The organism is Modestobacter sp. DSM 44400 (genome assembly GCF_900107175.1).
Lineage (GTDB): Bacteria > Actinomycetota > Actinomycetes > Mycobacteriales > Geodermatophilaceae > Modestobacter.
This window is the reverse complement of record NZ_FNOZ01000066.1, coordinates 1-16,171: the sequence shown is the minus strand read 5'-3', so window position 1 is coordinate 16,171 and position 16,171 is coordinate 1. Positions and strand designations below refer to the sequence as shown.

Annotated in this window: 17 protein-coding genes and 2 pseudogenes; 12 read left to right on the top strand and 7 right to left on the bottom strand. The window is 73.3% G+C overall.

The features are described from left to right. Together BLW04_RS22630 and BLW04_RS22625 are read left to right on the top strand one after the other, a co-directional pair. Nucleotides 1–243: pseudogene (locus BLW04_RS22630) on the top strand (IS256 family transposase); the annotation flags it as partial. 81 nt (nucleotides 244–324) lie between these two features. Continuing rightward, nucleotides 325–2,568, top strand: coding sequence for an LCP family protein (locus tag BLW04_RS22625; RefSeq protein ID WP_254781898.1), 2,244 nt, complete (start codon nucleotides 325–327; stop codon nucleotides 2,566–2,568). Between the two features lie 21 nt (nucleotides 2,569–2,589). Here the strand turns inward: BLW04_RS22625 and pstB are convergent, their stop codons facing one another. The 4 genes from pstB to pstS form a co-directional block, all read right to left on the bottom strand. Beyond that, nucleotides 2,590–3,369 carry a phosphate ABC transporter ATP-binding protein PstB gene (pstB, locus tag BLW04_RS22620; protein WP_091547712.1) on the bottom strand — a complete coding sequence of 260 codons (780 nt, stop codon included), beginning with the start codon at nucleotides 3,367–3,369 and terminating at the stop codon, nucleotides 2,590–2,592. Nucleotides 3,370–3,409: 40 nt separating this feature from the next. Further along, entirely contained in the window at nucleotides 3,410–4,492 is a 1,083-nt protein-coding gene (pstA, locus tag BLW04_RS22615; RefSeq protein ID WP_091547709.1) for a phosphate ABC transporter permease PstA, read from the bottom strand. Beyond that, nucleotides 4,492–5,436 (bottom strand): phosphate ABC transporter permease subunit PstC, encoded by a 945-nt coding sequence (gene pstC / locus BLW04_RS22610; RefSeq protein WP_091547707.1) that lies wholly within the window; start codon nucleotides 5,434–5,436, stop codon nucleotides 4,492–4,494. Before pstC ends, pstA begins: the two co-directional genes overlap by 1 nt. A gap of 124 nt (nucleotides 5,437–5,560) precedes the next feature. Beyond that, entirely contained in the window at nucleotides 5,561–6,658 is a 1,098-nt protein-coding gene (pstS, locus tag BLW04_RS22605; protein WP_254781897.1) for a phosphate ABC transporter substrate-binding protein PstS, read from the bottom strand. 399 nt (nucleotides 6,659–7,057) lie between these two features. Between pstS and BLW04_RS22600 the strand changes: the two genes are divergently transcribed. Next, nucleotides 7,058–7,576 (top strand): universal stress protein, encoded by a 519-nt coding sequence (locus BLW04_RS22600; RefSeq protein WP_091547701.1) that lies wholly within the window; start codon nucleotides 7,058–7,060, stop codon nucleotides 7,574–7,576. 115 nt (nucleotides 7,577–7,691) lie between these two features. On the opposite strand, the gene mshD is transcribed toward BLW04_RS22600, so the two are convergent. Next, on the bottom strand, nucleotides 7,692–8,600 hold the full coding sequence (mshD, locus tag BLW04_RS27100) for a mycothiol synthase (protein ID WP_256375505.1): 909 nt from the start codon (nucleotides 8,598–8,600) through the stop codon (nucleotides 7,692–7,694). A 44-nt stretch (nucleotides 8,601–8,644) separates the two neighbouring features. Continuing rightward, the gene (locus BLW04_RS27095; protein WP_175484224.1) at nucleotides 8,645–9,406 is read right to left on the bottom strand and encodes a winged helix-turn-helix domain-containing protein; all 762 of its coding nucleotides are present in this window, start codon (nucleotides 9,404–9,406) and stop codon (nucleotides 8,645–8,647) included. Between the two features lie 287 nt (nucleotides 9,407–9,693). On the opposite strand from BLW04_RS27095, the gene BLW04_RS27090 reads away from it, so the two are divergent. From BLW04_RS27090 to BLW04_RS29840, 8 genes and pseudogenes are all read left to right on the top strand, one after another. After that, entirely contained in the window at nucleotides 9,694–10,515 is an 822-nt protein-coding gene (locus BLW04_RS27090; protein WP_175484223.1) for a hypothetical protein, read from the top strand. Between the two features lie 49 nt (nucleotides 10,516–10,564). Continuing rightward, nucleotides 10,565–11,254 (top strand): LmeA family phospholipid-binding protein, encoded by a 690-nt coding sequence (locus BLW04_RS22590; protein WP_091547698.1) that lies wholly within the window; start codon nucleotides 10,565–10,567, stop codon nucleotides 11,252–11,254. Nucleotides 11,255–11,294: 40 nt separating this feature from the next. Beyond that, entirely contained in the window at nucleotides 11,295–11,750 is a 456-nt protein-coding gene (locus BLW04_RS22585; protein WP_254781895.1) for a TlpA family protein disulfide reductase, read from the top strand. Between the two features lie 143 nt (nucleotides 11,751–11,893). Then, nucleotides 11,894–12,052, top strand: a pseudogene (locus tag BLW04_RS29845) (DUF4395 family protein); the annotation flags it as partial. A gap of 25 nt (nucleotides 12,053–12,077) precedes the next feature. Next, the gene (locus BLW04_RS27770) at nucleotides 12,078–12,377 is read left to right on the top strand and encodes a DUF4395 domain-containing protein (protein ID WP_217631204.1); all 300 of its coding nucleotides are present in this window, start codon (nucleotides 12,078–12,080) and stop codon (nucleotides 12,375–12,377) included. Between the two features lie 34 nt (nucleotides 12,378–12,411). After that, nucleotides 12,412–13,245 carry a sulfurtransferase gene (locus BLW04_RS22575; protein WP_091547695.1) on the top strand — a complete coding sequence of 278 codons (834 nt, stop codon included), beginning with the start codon at nucleotides 12,412–12,414 and terminating at the stop codon, nucleotides 13,243–13,245. Nucleotides 13,246–13,247: 2 nt separating this feature from the next. Then, the gene (locus BLW04_RS22570) at nucleotides 13,248–13,541 is read left to right on the top strand and encodes a DUF1416 domain-containing protein (protein ID WP_091547693.1); all 294 of its coding nucleotides are present in this window, start codon (nucleotides 13,248–13,250) and stop codon (nucleotides 13,539–13,541) included. Between the two features lie 374 nt (nucleotides 13,542–13,915). Then, nucleotides 13,916–14,440: a VOC family protein gene (locus tag BLW04_RS29840; RefSeq protein WP_175484222.1), complete on the top strand. Its 525-nt coding sequence runs from the start codon at nucleotides 13,916–13,918 to the stop codon at nucleotides 14,438–14,440. Nucleotides 14,441–14,464: 24 nt separating this feature from the next. Here BLW04_RS29840 and BLW04_RS22560 read toward each other — a convergent pair whose 3' ends face one another. Next, nucleotides 14,465–15,145, bottom strand: coding sequence for a TetR/AcrR family transcriptional regulator (locus BLW04_RS22560; protein WP_091547687.1), 681 nt, complete (start codon nucleotides 15,143–15,145; stop codon nucleotides 14,465–14,467). 128 nt (nucleotides 15,146–15,273) lie between these two features. Here BLW04_RS22560 and BLW04_RS22555 point away from each other — a divergent pair, with 128 nt between their 5' ends. After that, complete coding sequence (locus tag BLW04_RS22555; RefSeq protein ID WP_139306972.1) at nucleotides 15,274–16,083, top strand: FAD-dependent monooxygenase; 810 nt, start codon at nucleotides 15,274–15,276, stop codon at nucleotides 16,081–16,083. Nucleotides 16,084–16,171 lie beyond the last annotated feature (88 nt).

Here is a 16,171-nt window from a genome sequence, read left to right as displayed (position 1 = left end):
TCCACGAACATGATCGAGTCGATGATCTCCATCTGCCGGGATCACGCCGGCAACGTCAAGCGCTGGCGCGACGGGCAGATGGCGCTGCGCTGGTGCGCCGCCGGGATGATCGAGGCAGGCAAGCAATTCCGCCGCGTCAACGGCCACCTGCACCTGCCGGCGCTACGCACCGCCCTCGAGCAGGCCACCGCTGCAACTGTCGTACCCGCCGCGCATGATGGGCCCGTCAGCAACGCCGCCTAGTTGATCAACGGGCCGCCACCGAAGTTCCACGGAACTCGGGACATCCTCCCAGGAGCGGCGCTGAGGCACTGCGACGATGGGATGTCGACACCGGTGGCGGACCAGCCGACGTGGCACGGGGCAGGCGACGGCCCCGCCGACCCCGCCGACCCCGCGGCCCGCCGTCCCCAGCCGGTCGACGGCCCGAGCACCGCAGCCGTCGGCACTGCGCACGTGACGGTCGACGAGCTGCTGGCCCGGACCGGCAGCGGTGTCCGCCGACGACGGGCCGAGCGCCGCGAGGCCACCGGCCGCCAGGAGCGGGTGGACGGCTACGGCGCCCCGGCCGTCCGGCCCGGCCCGGACGCCCTTCCCCGCCCCGCTGCCGAGCCCCCGCCGGTTCCTGCAGCCCGTTCCCGCCGCCCCGCAGTCCCCCAGGCGGCGACGTCCTCGCCCGTCGCCCCACGGCTTCCGGACGCGCCCCGGTGGCTTCCCGGCGTCGACCGGCCCGCTGTCCCCGCGGCCGCCCCGCGACGCGTGGGCCCAGGTGACCGGCGCTCCGTACCGCCCGCGGCGCCCCCGGTCGGGTCCAGCTGGCGCACCCCACGTCCGGTCGCCCCGGTCGGCCCGGACACCGAGCAGTCCCTCGCCGCTACCCCGGCCGGGCTGCCCACCGAGGGGCAGCCGGTGGTGGAACCCCGGTGGCTGACCCCCATCGAGCAGGAGTGGGCCGGCACCGGCCATCCCTCCCTCCCGTTGCCGGACGGCGGCATCCGCCGGTCGATGCCGGTCCCGCCCATCCCCGGCCTCGACCGGCCGGTCCCCGGGCTGCCGGCTCCTGATGCGGTGGCCGGTCACACCGGCTCGACCAGCGCCGGGCTTCGCTCCCGGGCGGCGGACGGCCCTCCCCGCCGCCGCCTGCCCCGCCCTCTCGTGGCGCTGCTGGTCCTGCTGGGCATGGTGGCCGCCTACTACGTCGGGCTCTACTTCTACGTCGACCGCTCGATCGACCGCGTCGACGCGCTGGTGACCGACGGACCCGAGGTGCTTGCTCCGCAACTGCAGGACGACTCGCAGACCTACCTCGTGGTCGGTACCGGGCTGCCGGGCCGGTCAGGCCCGGCGTCGGTGAGCACGCTCATCGCGCACGTCTCCGCCGCCGGGGACCGCGCCGTGCTGGTCACCGTGCCCCCGACGGTGCTGACCGACACCCCGGCCTGTCACACCGACGAGGGGTCGGTGCGCGAGCCGGTGACCGAGCCCTTCGCGGGCGCGCTGCTCGATGGCGGGCCGTCGTGCCTGGTGCGGTCGGTGCAGCAGCTCTCCGGCCTGCGGGTCGACCATTACCTGGGGCTGGACCTCGGCTCGCTGCCCGGCATGGTCGACGCACTCGACGGGATCGCGGTGTGCCTGCCCGGCGCCGCAACCACGGACGGGGCCGGGTTGCAGCTGCCCGCGGGCGGCAACGACCTGGCCGGCGATCAGGTCACCGACTTCCTGAGCCCGGGCACCACCGGCGCCGACGTCACCGGCACGGCGGCGGCCGAGCGCGAGCAACTGGTGCTCACCTCGATGCTGCGCTCGGCGCTGTCGGCCGGCACGCTGGCCAACCCGATCACGCTGACCCGGTTCCTCGGTCAGGCCGGCGACGCCTTCACCCTCGACGCCGACACGACACTCGGCGACGTCCGGGCCGTCGCCGCCGTCCTGGGCGACCTGCCTGAGGACGCCGTCCAGCGCGCCGCGGTGCCGGTGTCGCGGATCGGCTACGTCCCGGCCGGCACCGACCGGGCAGTGGCCCTGGTCGACGGCACCGCGACCCGGGCGCTGTTCGACGCGGTGATCGACGACGGCCGGCTGCCGGCCGACGACGCGGCCACCAGCGGGGACCCGGCGGCCGACGCGGCGGCCGTGAGCAGCCCGGCGGCCGACACCCTGCCCGATCCCACCCAGGCCGACCCCGCGCCGGCCGGCACCACGGTCACCGTCGCCCCGGCCGGTGTCACGGTGGACGTGCTGGACGCGACCGACGCCGGCCGCGGCGGAGAGATCGCCCAGGCGCTGGCCGGCGCCGGCTTCCGGACCGGGGTGGTCGGCACCGAGCCCGCAGCGGTGGACCAGACCGTCGTCCGGTACGGACCGGAGTCGCTGGAGCCGGCCCGGACCGTGGCGGCCGCGGTGCCCGGTGCGGTGCTGACCGAGACCGACGAGGTCGGCGGCGCCGTGCAGCTGGTACTCGGGCCCGGCGAGGCGACCGTGGTCCCAGTAGCACTCGATGCCCCGGTGCCGGTCGGGGCGGCGCCGGTGGCCGCCCCGACCGTCGGCGGGACCGCGTCCTGCGGCTGACCGCAGACGTACCGGGGCAGGTCAGCCGAAGCGGCCGGAGATGTAGTCCTCGGTCGACTTCTGGTCGGGGTTGCTGAAGATCTTCTCCGTCGGGTTGAACTCCACCAGGCGGCCCGGCTGCCCGACGCCGGCGAGGTTGAAGAAGCCGGTGAACTCGCTGACCCGCGCTGCCTGCTGCATGTTGTGGGTGACGATGACGATGGTGAAGCGCTCCTTCAGCTGCGTCATCAGGTCCTCGATGGCCAGCGTGGAGATCGGGTCCAGGGCTGAGCACGGCTCGTCCATCAGCAGTACCTCCGGCTCCACCGCGATGGCCCGGGCGATGCACAGACGCTGCTGCTGACCGCCGGACAGGCCGGCCCCCGGGCGGTCCAGCCGGTCCTTGACCTCCGTCCACAGGTTCGCCGCGCGCAGCGACCGCTCGACCAGCTCGTCCAGCGCCGCCCTCTTCAGCTTCGTGCTGTTCAGGCGGACCCCGGCCACGACGTTGTCGTAGATGGACATCGTCGGAAAGGGGTTGGGTCGCTGGAAGACCATGCCGATCTGCCGGCGGACGTCGACGGGGTCGACGTCCGAGCCGTAGAGATCCTGGCCGTCGATGACGACCTTGCCCTCGATGCGGGCGCCCGGGACCACCTCGTGCATGCGGTTCAGCGAGCGCAGAAAGGTCGACTTCCCGCACCCGGAAGGCCCGATCAGCGCGGTGATGCTACGCGGCTCGATGGAGATGTTGACGCCCTCCACGGCCTTGAAGTTGCCGTAGTAGATGTCCAGGTCGGAGACGTCGATGCGCTTGGCCACGGGACTTCCTTCGGGTCGGGTCGGGCCGGGTCCAATCGCGTCAGCGACCGGTCTTGGGGGCAAAGAAGCGGCTGATCAACCGCGCCACGACGTTGAGCGCCATGACCAGGATGATCAGGATGAATGCGGCGGTCCAGGCCCGGTCGACGGCGAATTCCGGCGGCACGCCGGGTCGGGTGAGCTGGTAGTAGGCGAAGACCGGCAGCGTCGCGATCCGGCCGTTGAAGGGGTCGAGGTTGGTGACCGCGGTGATCCCCACTGTGACCAGCAGCGGGGCGGTCTCGCCGATCACCCGGGCGATGGCCAGGGTGATGCCGGTGCCCAGGCCGGCGATCGCGGTGGGGATCACGACCTTGACGATCGTGCGCCATTTCGGCACGCCCAGGGCGTAGCTCGCTTCGCGCAGCTCGTTGGGCACCAGCTTGAAGACCTCCTCCGCCGAGCGCACCACCACCGGGGTCATCAGCACCGACAGGGCGACCGCACCGGCGATGCCCAGCCGCACGCCCGGGCCGAAGAAGAGGGAGAACAGGGCGTAGGCGAACAGGCCCGCCACGATGGACGGGATGCCGGTCATCACGTCCACGAGCAGGTTGATGGCCTTGGGCAGCTTTCCGTGCCCGTACTCGACGAGGTAGATCGCCGTCAGCAGCCCGACCGGCACCGAGATGACGGCGGTGACGGCGGTGATGATGAGCGTGCCCATGATCGCGTGATAGGCCCCACCGCCCTCGTTCGCGATCCCGAACATGGACTGGTTGAAGAAGGCGCCGTCCAGCCGGGCCGTTCCCTTGCTGACCACCGTCCAGACCAGCCAGACCAGCGGCACCATGGCGAGGGCGAACGCGATGCGCACCAGCGCGGTGACCAGCCGGTCGGCCGCCGTGCGGCGGCCCTCCAGCAGCCGGGACCCGACGTGGAGCCCCGCGGTACCGAGCACGACGGCGTAGATGGCCGCCAGGACCAGGGCGAACCCGGTGACTGCCGACAGCATGATCCCGGCGGCCGCGCCGACGGCAAAGATCCCCGCGGCGCCGAACCGGGGCAGCCGGCGGTGCTGGCTGATCGACCCGAGCGGTCCGGCGCTCGTGGTGGCCGGAGCCGGTGACGTCGAGGTGCTCATCAGTTGGCTCCGGAGAAGTCGGCCCGCCGGTTGACGACCCACCGGGCGAGCATGTTCACGGCGAGCGTGATGACGAAGAGGACCAGGCCACTGGCGATGAGCGTGTTGACGTCCAGCCCGGTGGACTCGGGGAACTGCAGGGCGATGTTCGCGGCGATCGTTCCGGGGTTGGTGTTGGAGATCAGGTTGAACGAGATCCCACCGGAGATGGACAGCACCAGGGCGATCGCCAGCGTCTCGCCCAGGGCGCGGCCCAGGCCGAGCATCGCGCCGCCGATGATCCCCGACTTCCCGTAGGGCAGCACGGCCATTGTGATCATCTCCCAACGGGTGGCGCCCAGAGCCAGTGCTGCTTCGCGGTGGAGCAGGGGTGCCTGGCTGAACACCTCCCGGGAGATGGCGCTGATGATCGGCAGGATCATCACCGCGAGCACCAGGCCGGCGGTGAGCATCGTCCGGCCGGTGGCCGACGCAGGCCCGGCGAAGAACGGGATGAAACCGAGGTTCCGTTCCGCCCAGCCGTAGAACGGGACCAGGGCGGGCGCCAGGGCGGCGATCCCCCAGAAGCCGTACACGATGCTCGGGATCGCGGCCAGCAGGTCCACCACGTATCCCAGCCCCGCAGCCAACCGGCGGGGCACGTAGTAGGTGATGAACAGGGCGATCGCCACCGCCAGGGGGGTGGCGATGAGCAGCGCGATGACCGCGGCCAGCAGGGTGCCGAAGACGAGCGGCGCGACGTAGGACAGAACGCCCTCGCCGCCGGCGAGGTCCGCGGGGGATGCGGTGAACGCGGGCCAGGCCTCGGTGACCAGGAAGACGGCGACGCCGGCCAGAACGACGAGGATCAGGATGCCGGCGCCCTTGGCGCTGCCGGCGAACACCCGGTCACCGACCCGCCGCTTGGGCTCGGGCTGGGGTGGGGGTGCGCTGGTGGTGGTCACCGATCGCTCCGTCGGTCTCGAGGCGCGGACTGTGGGGTGGAGCGGGGGCCGAACGCACCGTGACGGCCCGGAACGTCCGGGTGGACGTTCCGGGCCGCCACGGTGCAGCGACCGGACAGCGCGGTCAGCTGCCGGCCGTTATCGCGTCGACCGCCCCTTGTGCCTGCTCGCGCAACGTGTCCGAGATCGGCGCGCTGCCGGCGGCGTCCGCCGCGGCCTGCTGCCCGTCCTCGCTGACCACGTAGCCGAAGAAGGACTTCGCCAGCTCGGCGGTGTCCTGGTTGTCGTACCGGATGCAGCCGATGTGGTAACTGACCAGCACGATCGGGTACTCGCCGGAACCGGTGGTGTCCCGCTGCAACTCGATCGCCAAGTCGTACTCCCCTCGGCCGGAGACCTTGGGGGAGTTCTCCACGACCGCGGCGGCGGCCTCGGCCGAAGGGGCCACGTAGTCGGAGCCGACCTTCACGTTCGCCACGCTGAGGTCGCCGGCCTGGCTCTCGTCGGCGTACCCGATGGCCCCCTCACCGCTCTGCACGGCGGCGACCAGACCGGAGGTCTGCGCCCCTGCCTCGCCGCTGGGCACCGGCCACTCCTGGACGGCGCCACCGATCCAGACGTCCGGGGCCACCGCGGCGAGGTAGTCGGTGAAGTTCTCCGTGGTGCCGGACTTGTCACTGCGGTGCACCGCGGTGATCGGGGTGCTGGGCAGGTTCGCGTCCGGGTTGTCCGCGGTGATCGCCGGGTCGTTCCAGCTCGTGATTGCGCCGGTGAAGATGCCGGCGATGGTGGCCGGTGCCAGGTTGAGGTCGTCCACGCCGGGCAGGTTGTAGACCAGCGCGATCGGAGAGATGTAGTCGGGCAGCTCGAAGACGCCGCCGCGGCCGCACCGGTCCTGGGCCTGGGTGAGCTCCTCGTCGCCGAGTGCGGCGTCGGAGCCGGCGAAGTCGGTCCCCCCGGCGAGGAACTGCGAACGCCCGCCACCCGAGCCGACCGGGTCGTAGTTGACCGTGACGCCCGGCTGGACGGTCGTGTAGCCGGCCGTCCAGCCCTGCATCGCCGCCTGCTGGGCGCTGGACCCGGCCCCGACGAGGGTGCCGCTGAGCTGCGGTGCGCTGCTCGCGGAGCTGCCCCCGCCCGAGGCGGCGGTGCCGCTGCTCTCGTTGGACGCTCCGCATGCGGTGAGGGCGAGAGTGCCGGCGAGCGCTGCGGACACGGCCACCGTGCGCGTCGTGGTGCTGAGCTTCAACTCAGTGCCTTTCGACTGGGGGTGCGCCCGGACGTCGATGCCGGGCAGGGGCGACTGACGAGCAGGACACTAAGCAGCACAGGTGGACGGATCCGGGTCGATCGGTGAACGCCGCGTGAACGGAGGTGGAGACTTCGTCGGTGGCCGCGGACGCCGTCCGGTGATCGCAGTCCTCGCGGGGAGCTGACGAAATCGCGCTCTGGCCCGAGGTCGGCGACGACCTGGGGAGGTCGGCGATGATGGCTCGGCCGATACGGGCATCCCGAGCGGCCAACGCGGCAGGCACGTGGGTGTTGACCTCGACCGCCGCAGGCGCTGGGCTCGTCCTGGCCCGTTCGGGCCGACCTGTTCGACGACGACCAGAGGTGCTCCATGAGCGATGGGAACGGCGGTTCCGGGGCCGGAGGAGCGTCCGGCGACGCGGTGCTCGTCGCCGACAGCGCGGGCCAGGCGGCGCCGCGGACCACGCTCGTCCTGGGCTTCGACCGCGACGAGGCCAGTGACGCGGCGCTCGCGGTGGCCGTCGACCTGGCCGACCGGCTGCAGGCTCACCTGGCTGTGGTCCACGTGGTCAACCTGGGCGACTACCCCGTCGATCCGGACACCCCGGGATGGGAGGACCAGGCGAGGGAGACGCTGGCCGAGGAACGCGGGCGGGTGGAGCGGGCGCTCCACGGCCACCGGTTCGGCTGGTCCTACGAAGCCTGGTTCGGCTCGCCCGTGGACAGTCTCGTCCGGGTGGCCGAGACCCGCGATGCGTTCATGGTCGTCGTCGGGCGCCATGGCCACGGGGTGAGTGAGGGCCTGCGGCGGCTGATCGATGGATCGGTCTCGCGCCGGTTGATCAAGACGTGCGGTCGGCCCGTCCTGGTCGTCCCCCACGACGGCTGACGTAGGACTCGTGACCAGGTCCGGACCCACCGGACAGCTGCGCCGGAGGTCAGCGGCCGAGGACGGACAGGATTCCGGACAGGCGCAGCCCGGCTTCGACCAGCAGTTGGGCCACTCAGCCGGCCGGCGCCGAGCGCCAGGACACGTCGACGGCGTACCGGCTGAATCCGGTGCGCTCGTAGAGGGTCACCGCGGCGGTGTTCTCCTCCTCGACGTACAGCAGCACATGCGAGAGACCGGCCCGGCGCAGGCGCCCCAGCCCCAGGTCGGTGAGCGCCCGGCCCAGGCCGAGACCCTGCGCGTCGGGGTCGATCCCGAGCACATAGACCTCGCCGATGGGCTGCTCACCGGTCTCGCCCGCCGGATGCACCTTCGTCCAGTGCGAGCCCAGCAGTCGAGCGCCGCCGGACTCCTCGCGCCAGGCGAGGAAGAAGCCCGCCGGGTCGAACCACGGCTCGGCCTCCCGGACGGCGAGGTCGTCGGCGGTCCAACGCCCCTGCTCGGGGTGGCTGGCGAAGGCGCGGGCATTGACGGTCAGCCAGGCGCCCTCGTCGGTGCCCGGGCGGAAGGGCCGCACGGTCACGCCGTCGGGCAGCGAGGGCCGGGGATCGGGGTCGACCCCGTCCAGCGGGCGGCGCATCTGCAGCAGAACCCGGGCGCGGGTGAACCCGCGGGCGGTGGCCAGCTCGGTGGAACCCGGCAGCCCCCCGTGCGCCCACATCCGCAGCGGCCGGTCGCCGGACAGCTCCTGCAGCCGGGTCAGCAGCGCCGAGCCGACGCCGCAACGGCGGGCCTCCGGCCGCACCACCAGCTCCGCCTCGGCCTCGGGCTCGTCGGTCGGCAACTCGAAGCGGGCGTACCCCAGCAGCGCGCCGCCGGCGTCCCGGGCCGTGAGGTCGGTGCCCCCGGGCGGGCCACCGTGCTGGAGGCGCAGCTCCGCCTCCTCCGACACCGGCCGAGCCCCGTCGGCCGCGGTCGCGCCGGCCAGCAGCGCGCGGACCTCCGCCACCTCGTTCTCCGGCAGCCGCGCGGCGTCGGAGACCGCCGGCGACGCGAGCGGCGGCCGGCTCAGGGGACGGCCGGGGACGGCGTGCCGGCGGTGCTGCCGGCGGCGGACGTGGCGGCCACGTTGGCCGCCGCGGTCGCGTTGGCGACCTGCTGGTCGAGCTTGTAGCCGACGTTGCGCACGGTGCCGATCAGTGCCTCGTGTTCGGTGCCGAGCTTGGCGCGCAGCCGGCGCACGTGGACGTCGACCGTGCGGGTGCCGCCGAAGTAGTCGTAGCCCCAGATCTCCTGCAGCAACTGCGCGCGGGAGAAGACCCGGCCCGGGTGCTGGGCCAGGTACTTGAGCAGCTCGAACTCCTTGTAGGTGAGGTCGAGCGGGCGGCCGCGCAGCTTCGCCGAGTAGCTGTGCTCGTCGATGACCAGCTCGCCGGCCCTGGTGACCCCGCCGTCGGCGCCGTCGGCCGGGGTGGCCGCGGCCAGCCGGCGCGCGGCCGCCCACTTCAGCCGGGCGTCGACCTCGGCCGGCCCCGCGGTGTCCAGGACGACGTCGTCGACATTCCACCCGGCCGACAGCGCCACGAGGCCGCCTTCGGACAGGACCGCGACCAGCGAGGCGGCCACCCCGGTGGAGGCCAGCAGGCTGCACAGCGTGCGGGCGGAGACGAGGTCGTGGCGGGCGTCGACGAGGACGACGTCCCCTGCGTCGCCGTCGAGCAGGCTGGAGAGCTCCGGCGCGACGATGCGCACCTGATGGGCCAGCAGCCCGAGGGCCGGCAGCACCTCGGTGGTCGCCTGACGGGCCGAGGTCATGAGCACGAGTCGCATGTCGTCTCCTCACGAGGCCGTCGACGGCGCTGTCGAGGTGAGAGAGGGCAGGATAGCCGACGTGCCCGCAGCCCCTCCTGTCCTGGTCGGCAGGCGGACGGCGCGGGTGACCACTCGGGACAGCGTTCAGCTGTCCGCCTCCGTCGTCCCGGCCTGCCCGATGCGGCGGTGACGTTGGCCGACCGGATCGGCCGCTGGGCGACCGCGGCGGTACGGGACGCCGGCGATCGGCAGTCCGTCCCGGCGTGTGGCCGCCCGCGCGCCGTCCCCTCTGGGAGCATCGGCGGGTGACCCACGCCGTGCTCGACGCCGAGCTGTCCCCGCGGGCGCACCACCTGCCGGCCGCCGGGTTCGTCGTGCTCGCCACCGCGCTGCTGGTCGCCCTGCCGGCGAACCTGGGGGACCGCGGGCTGGTCGTGGCGGTTGCGGTCCTGCAGCTGGGCCTGGTCGCCGCCTGGGTGGTCGCCACCGGCATCCGCGGCTTCCTCGGCTCCCTGGCCATCGGCGTGGCCGCGGCGGCCGGCGCCGACGTGGCCCTGCTGCTGCCCGACCGGGCCCGGCTCGACCAGCTCCTCGTCGTCCTGGGGCTCGCCTTCCTCGCTGCGGTCGCCCACCAGATGACCCGTCCGGCACCGCGTCGGTACCTGGTGGCCTCGCTGGCCGGGGTGCTGCTGCTGGTCGCCTGCGTCTGCTCGCTGGCGGTGCTGCTGATGGTGGGCCGGACCGAGGGCGGCAACCGGGTGGCCGCGACGTATGCACTGGTCGTCGGGGCGGCGCTGGTCGTCGGCCACCTGGTCGACCTGGTGCTGCCCCGCCCGCTCATCGCCGACGGCGTGCCCCGCGGGCTGCTCGGCCTGGGCGCCGGCGTGCTCGCCGCGGTGGCCGTGGCGCTGCTGCGCCGGAACGGCGGGGACCTGATCGCCGCGATGACCGCGGTGACCTCCGGGGCCGCGCTGGGCGCGGTCGCCGTCCTGATGGGGCTGGGTGCCTCGTACGTGGTGGCCGAGCGGGCCCAGCACGGCTGGGCGCTGGCGGTCGTGCAGGCGGTGCTGCCGCTGGCCGCCGTGGCGCCGGTTGCCTACGCGCTGGCGCTGTACACGGGGAGCTGACCCTCCCGCCTCCCGCCGTTCCGGCTCCCGGCGCGGCAGACTTGCGGCGGTGAAGGTGCTGCTGGTCCTCCTGGTGCTGCTGCTCGGGGGCGTGGTGGTCGCCGACCGGGTCGGCGTGCGCATCGCCGAGGACAAGGTCGCGCAGCGGATCGTCGAACGTGCCGGCCTGGCCGGCCCGCCGGCCGTCGACATCACCGGCTTTCCGTTCCTCACCCAGGCGGTCTCCGGCCGGTACACCGACGTCCGGGTCAGCCTCACCGCCGACCAGTTGGGCCAGCCCGCCGGCACCCAGGCGCAGGTCTCGCTGCGCGGCGTGCGGCTCCCGCTGTCCGACGTGCTTTCCGGGTCGGTGCAGGAAGTGCCGGTGGACCGGGTCGACGGGACCGCAACACTGTCCTACGACCTGCTGGCCGAGCAGTTGGGCGGCGACACGACCCTGGCCCCGGCCGGCGGCGGCCTGCGGATCACCCGCACCGTGTCGGTGCTGGGGTTCGACGTCCCGGTCACCGCGGCGGGCACCGTGAGCCTGGACGGGCAGGACGTGGTGATCGACGTGCAGCAGGCCTCGGCGGCAGATCTCGACGTGCCCGGCTTCGTGCTGGACCGGGCCGCAGACCTGCTGGACTTCCGGTACCCGGTGCCGGCACTGCCGTTCGGCCTGCAGCTGACCAGCGTCGACCCGGGCCGGGACGGCGTCCAGGTGCGGGCCCACGCGGCGGGCACGGTGCTGCGCGGCTGACCCACGGAATGCCGCCGCCGCCGGACTGGTTGGCCCGCACGTGAGCGGAACAGGGATTGTGGTGCTGGTGATCGTCCTCGTGGTCACCGGCGTCGCCGCCTGGTGGCTGCGTACCCGCGACGGCGCGCTCCGCGCCCCCGCCCCGGCACGGAACGAGCAGGAGGACGCCGTGACCCCACAGACGGTGCTGGCCGGGCTCGGCGTCCGCCCCTCGGACGCCGATCTGACCGTGGTGCAGTTCTCCACCGCGTTCTGCGGGCCGTGCCGGACCACCCGCGCCCGGCTGCAGCAGCTGCAGACCGGCCGGCCGGGCCTGGCCTATCACCACGTGGACGCCGAGAGCCACCTCGACGAGGTGCGCGCCCTCGACGTCCGGCGCACCCCCACGCTGTTCTACCTGGACCGCAGCGGTGCGCTGATCGGCCGCAGCAGCGGGGCTCCGCGACCCGAGGAGCTGACCGCCCTGGTCGACGCCCACACGGCGGTGTCGCGGTGATCCGTTACCCTCGGGCGGTGGGCACCCTGCTGACCTCGCGCCGCACAGTGGACCTGTGCCGCGTCGGCAGCTGCCTGTGTCCGGCCTCCTGAGGACGAGTTCCGCTCGTCCAGACGCGCCCTGTCCGCCGTCCGGAGGCCCTGATGCCCGCTACTCCCGCTCGTCCCTCGCCGTCCACCGGAACCCCTGGATCACCTGAACCGGTCTCCCAGGTCGACGTCCGCGGCCCCCGCTTCGGCGCCTGGGTCACCACCGTCATGCTCGCCGCCGCGCTCGTCACCGGCAGCGGCTGGCTGGTCGCCGTCCAGGCCGCCGTCTTCGCCGTCGGTGCGTTCGACCGGCCTCCGGTTCGCCCCCTACGGCCTGCTGTTCCGCACGCTCGTCGCACCGCGGCTGGGACCGGTGCGGGAGCGCGAGCCCGAGGCCCCGCCGCGGTTCGCCCAGCTCGTCGGCCTCGCCTTCGCGGCGGTCGGGGCGGCCGGCTACCTGCTGGGTGCACCGCTGCTCGGCGCGGTCGCCACCGGCCTCGCGCTCGTCGCGGCGCTGCTCAACGCGGCGACCGGCTTCTGCCTGGGCTGCGAGCTCTACCTGACCGCGCGGCGGGCTCTCCCCGCCCGCACCGCCTGAACCCGTCCGCACCACCGACCACAGGAGAACAGACATGAGCAGAACCGACGTGCTCGTCACCACCGACTGGGCGCAGGAGCACCTCGGCGACGCCGGCATCGTCTTCGTCGAGGTCGACGAGGACACCAGCGCCTACGACAAGGGCCATCTCGAGGGTGCGGTGAAGCTGGACTGGAAGACCGACCTCCAGGACTCGCTGCGCCGCGACTTCGTCGACCGCGAGCAGTTCGAGGAGCTGCTGTCGGCCAAGGGCATCGCCAACGACGACACCGTCGTCCTCTACGGCGGCAACAACAACTGGTTCGCCGCCTACGCGTACTGGTACTTCAAGCTCTACGGCCACGGCGACGTGAAGCTGATCGACGGCGGCCGCAAGAAGTGGGAGCTGGAGAGCCGCCCGCTGTCCGCAGATGCCGTGTCCCGTCCCGCGACCCAGTACAAGGCCGTCGAGCCGGACACCTCCATCCGCGCCTTCCGCGACGAGGTCGTGGCCGCGATCGGGGAGAAGAACCTGGTCGACGTCCGCTCGCCCGATGAGTTCACCGGCAAGCTGGTCGCCCCGGCACACCTCCCGCAGGAGGGCGCGCAGCGTCCCGGCCACATCCCCTCGGCGGTCAACGTGCCGTGGAGCAAGGCGGCCAACGAGGACGGCACCTTCAAGTCCGACGAGGAGCTGGCCACGCTCTACGCCGACGCCGGGCTGGACACCAGCAAGGACACCATCGCCTACTGCCGGATCGGTGAGCGCTCGAGCCACACCTGGTTCGTGCTGCGCGAGCTGCTCGGCCATCAGAACGTCAAAAACTACGACGGCTCCTGGACCGAGTACGGCTCGCTGGTCGGCGTCCCGATCGCCAAGGGGGCCTGACCATGTGCGGCGCCCCGAAGCAGGGTGGTGCGCTGGCCGGCATCGACCTCAGCATCCAGACGGTCATCCAGGGCTCGGTATGGCACGAGGGGGCACCGGTGGCCGGGGCCTATGTCCGGCTGCTGGACGCGACCGACGAGTTCACCGCTGAGGTCGTGACCAGCCCGGAGGGCGAGTTCCGGTTCTTCGCCGCTCCCGGCGAATGGACGCTGCGCTCGCTGTCGCCGGTCGGCCGGGCCGAGCGCCGGCTCGCCGCCGACGTCGGCCTGAACGAGACGACGCTCGCGATCGACTGAAAAAAAGACCCCTCCTGGTAGCAGGACCCCTTCTGGGTGCCCTGGAGGGGTCCACGCTCGGGGACGCCTTGAGGGTGTCAGGACAGGGCCCGCTTCCCTCCGGGGAGGCGGCCCCTGTCCTGCGTTCGGGCCACACTGCTCGGCATGGCCGCTGACGAGCTCCTGTCCCGGACCGACGCCTCGGCCCGACGGCCGGACGCCGACGCCACCTGCGGGTCGATCTGCGCCCGGACCGGGTCGAGCTGTCGCTGCAGACCCGGGCGGTCGGCGGCGTCACCCCGGTCGACGTCGAGTTGGCCCGGGCGGTGACGGGGGCGCTCGCCGAGCTCGGTGCCCGGCGGGCATAGAGCGCAGCGCTCGGCCGGCCGGTGCAGATGCTGGAGCTGGCGGTCTACGCCCTCGGCATCCCGGCGGTCCGGCCGTTCTGGAAGGCCGTCCTCGGCTACGTCGACGAGCCCGCGGAACGGGACGACCCCACCGGTGGGCTCGTCGACCCGGCCGGGCAGCTGCCGGCCGTCTGGTTCCAACAGATGGACGCACCCCGCTCGAAGCGCAACCGCGTTCACCTCGACGTCACGGTCGCCCCGACGAAGGGGCGGTGCCCGTCCGTGCGCCCTGGCGGCCGGCGGGCGGCTGCTCGACGAATCGGCGGCCCGCGCGTTCTGGGTACTCGCCCATGCCGAGGGCGACGAGGTGTGCGTGCACCTGGCAGGACCGGGACGCCCCCGGCCCGGGAGCTGGTGCCGCGTCAGGCAACCCTCGCCCTGTCCGAAGGCTGGGCGCTAACTGGCAGTTCTGATGCTTGGAACTGTCACGCAGCGCACTTCGTCAGCCGCTCTGCTCACTGGAGTCGTCTCAGCTGCGCCGACAGGTGGGATGAAGGTTGGCTGCCGCGGTAGTAGCGCACAGGAGGGCCCGCTGCCTCAGAACCCCAGCAGCCCGGCCAGGTCGGTGATCGCGTCGTCGAAGAAGGTGTCCGCGTCGGTCACCGAGCCGGTGAAGTGCCCGAACAGCTCGAAGCTGATCGTGCCGTAGAGGGCGCTCCAGGCCAGCAGGGCCCGGGTACGCACGGCGTCGTCCAGGGCGGGGTGGGCGCCGCCGAGCACGCCGGCGGCGGCCGCACTCACCGTGCCGGTGGCCCGCCCGGCGGCTGGAGGAAGCAGCCCGGCCCGTGCGGCGTCCCCGAGCACCCGCCCCAGGACGACGCCTACCCGGGCGGCGGCGGGCACGGTGTCCTCCGGCGCCGAGTAGCCGGGCACCGGGGACCCGTAGAGCAGGGCGTACTCGTGCGGGCGGGCCAGCGCCCAGGTCCGGACCGCCCGGCAGACCGCGAGCCAGCGCTCACCCGGCGCCGCGCCCGGGTCGTCGGCGGCCTCGGCGGCCGCGCCCATGTCGTCGTAGCCGTCGATGATCAGCCGGGTGAGCAGGTCGTCCCGGCTGGGGAAATAGCGGTACAGCGCCGAGGACGCCATGCCGAGCTCCCGGGCGATGGCGCGCAGCGACAGGCCGGCCGCGCCCGCCGTGGCGAGCTGGGCGCGCGCGAGGTCGGTGATGTCGGTGGTCAGCGCGGCCCGGGCGCGCTCCCGGGCGGTGGTAGGTGGCACCGGCCCAGCATGCCATTACCGGAGCGGTGCACACTACCGAGATCGTCGCTCTTGACCTTCGCTCGCGAGTGGTGCAGGCTCCTGCACATTCCGAGAGCACTGCTCTCCATGGTGACGAGGAGACGGACATGGCACGACACGTGGTGGTGGGCAAAGGGCCCCTGGGGGCAACGACGGCGCAGCTGCTGGCCGAGCAGGGGCACGATGTCCTGGTGCTGTCGCGGAGCGGCGGCCGATCGAGCGACCAGGTCGAGCACCGGACGATGGACGCCGCCGACGATGCCGCACTGGCCGCGGCGACCGCCGGTGCCACCGCCGTCTACAACGCGGTCAACCCTGCCTACACCCGCTGGGCCACCGACTGGCCGCCGGTCGCGGCGGCCCTGCTGGCTGCCGCCGAACGCTCCGGGGCCGTCCTCGTGACCATGGGAAACCTGTACGGCTACGGCCGTCCGGCCGGGCCGCTGACCCCGCGGAGCCCACTCGCCGCGACCGACACCAAGGGGCGCGTGCGGGCCCGGATGTGGGCCGATGCGCTGGCCGCACACCAGGCCGGCCGCGTGCGGGTGACCGAGGCGCGGGCCGCGGCGTCGCACCTCATGCGCCAGCTGCCCGCACTGCGCGCCGGCCGGCGGGCCTGGGTCATCGGCGACCCGGACGCACCTCGCAGCTGGTCCTACCTGCCCGACGTCGCCGCGACGCTGGTCGCCCTCGGCACCGACGAGCGCGCCTGGGGCCGTGCGTGGCACGTGCCCAGCTCGCCTCCCCGCAGCCAGCGGGAGGCGCTCGGGGACCTGGCCCGGGCGATGGGCCGCACCCCCGGCCCGGTGGCCGGCATTCCCTGGCCGGTGCTGCGCGCGGCCGGCGTCGCCGTCCCGTTCGCGCGCGAGCTGGTCGACGTCCGGCACCAGTGGGACGCCCCCTTCCTGCTGGACTAGAGCGTGTCTGCTAACTGCGGACGCGGTGATGGATGATCATGCAGCCGAGGAGGACACCGCCGAGGTAGGTGGTGGCGTATTTGTCGTA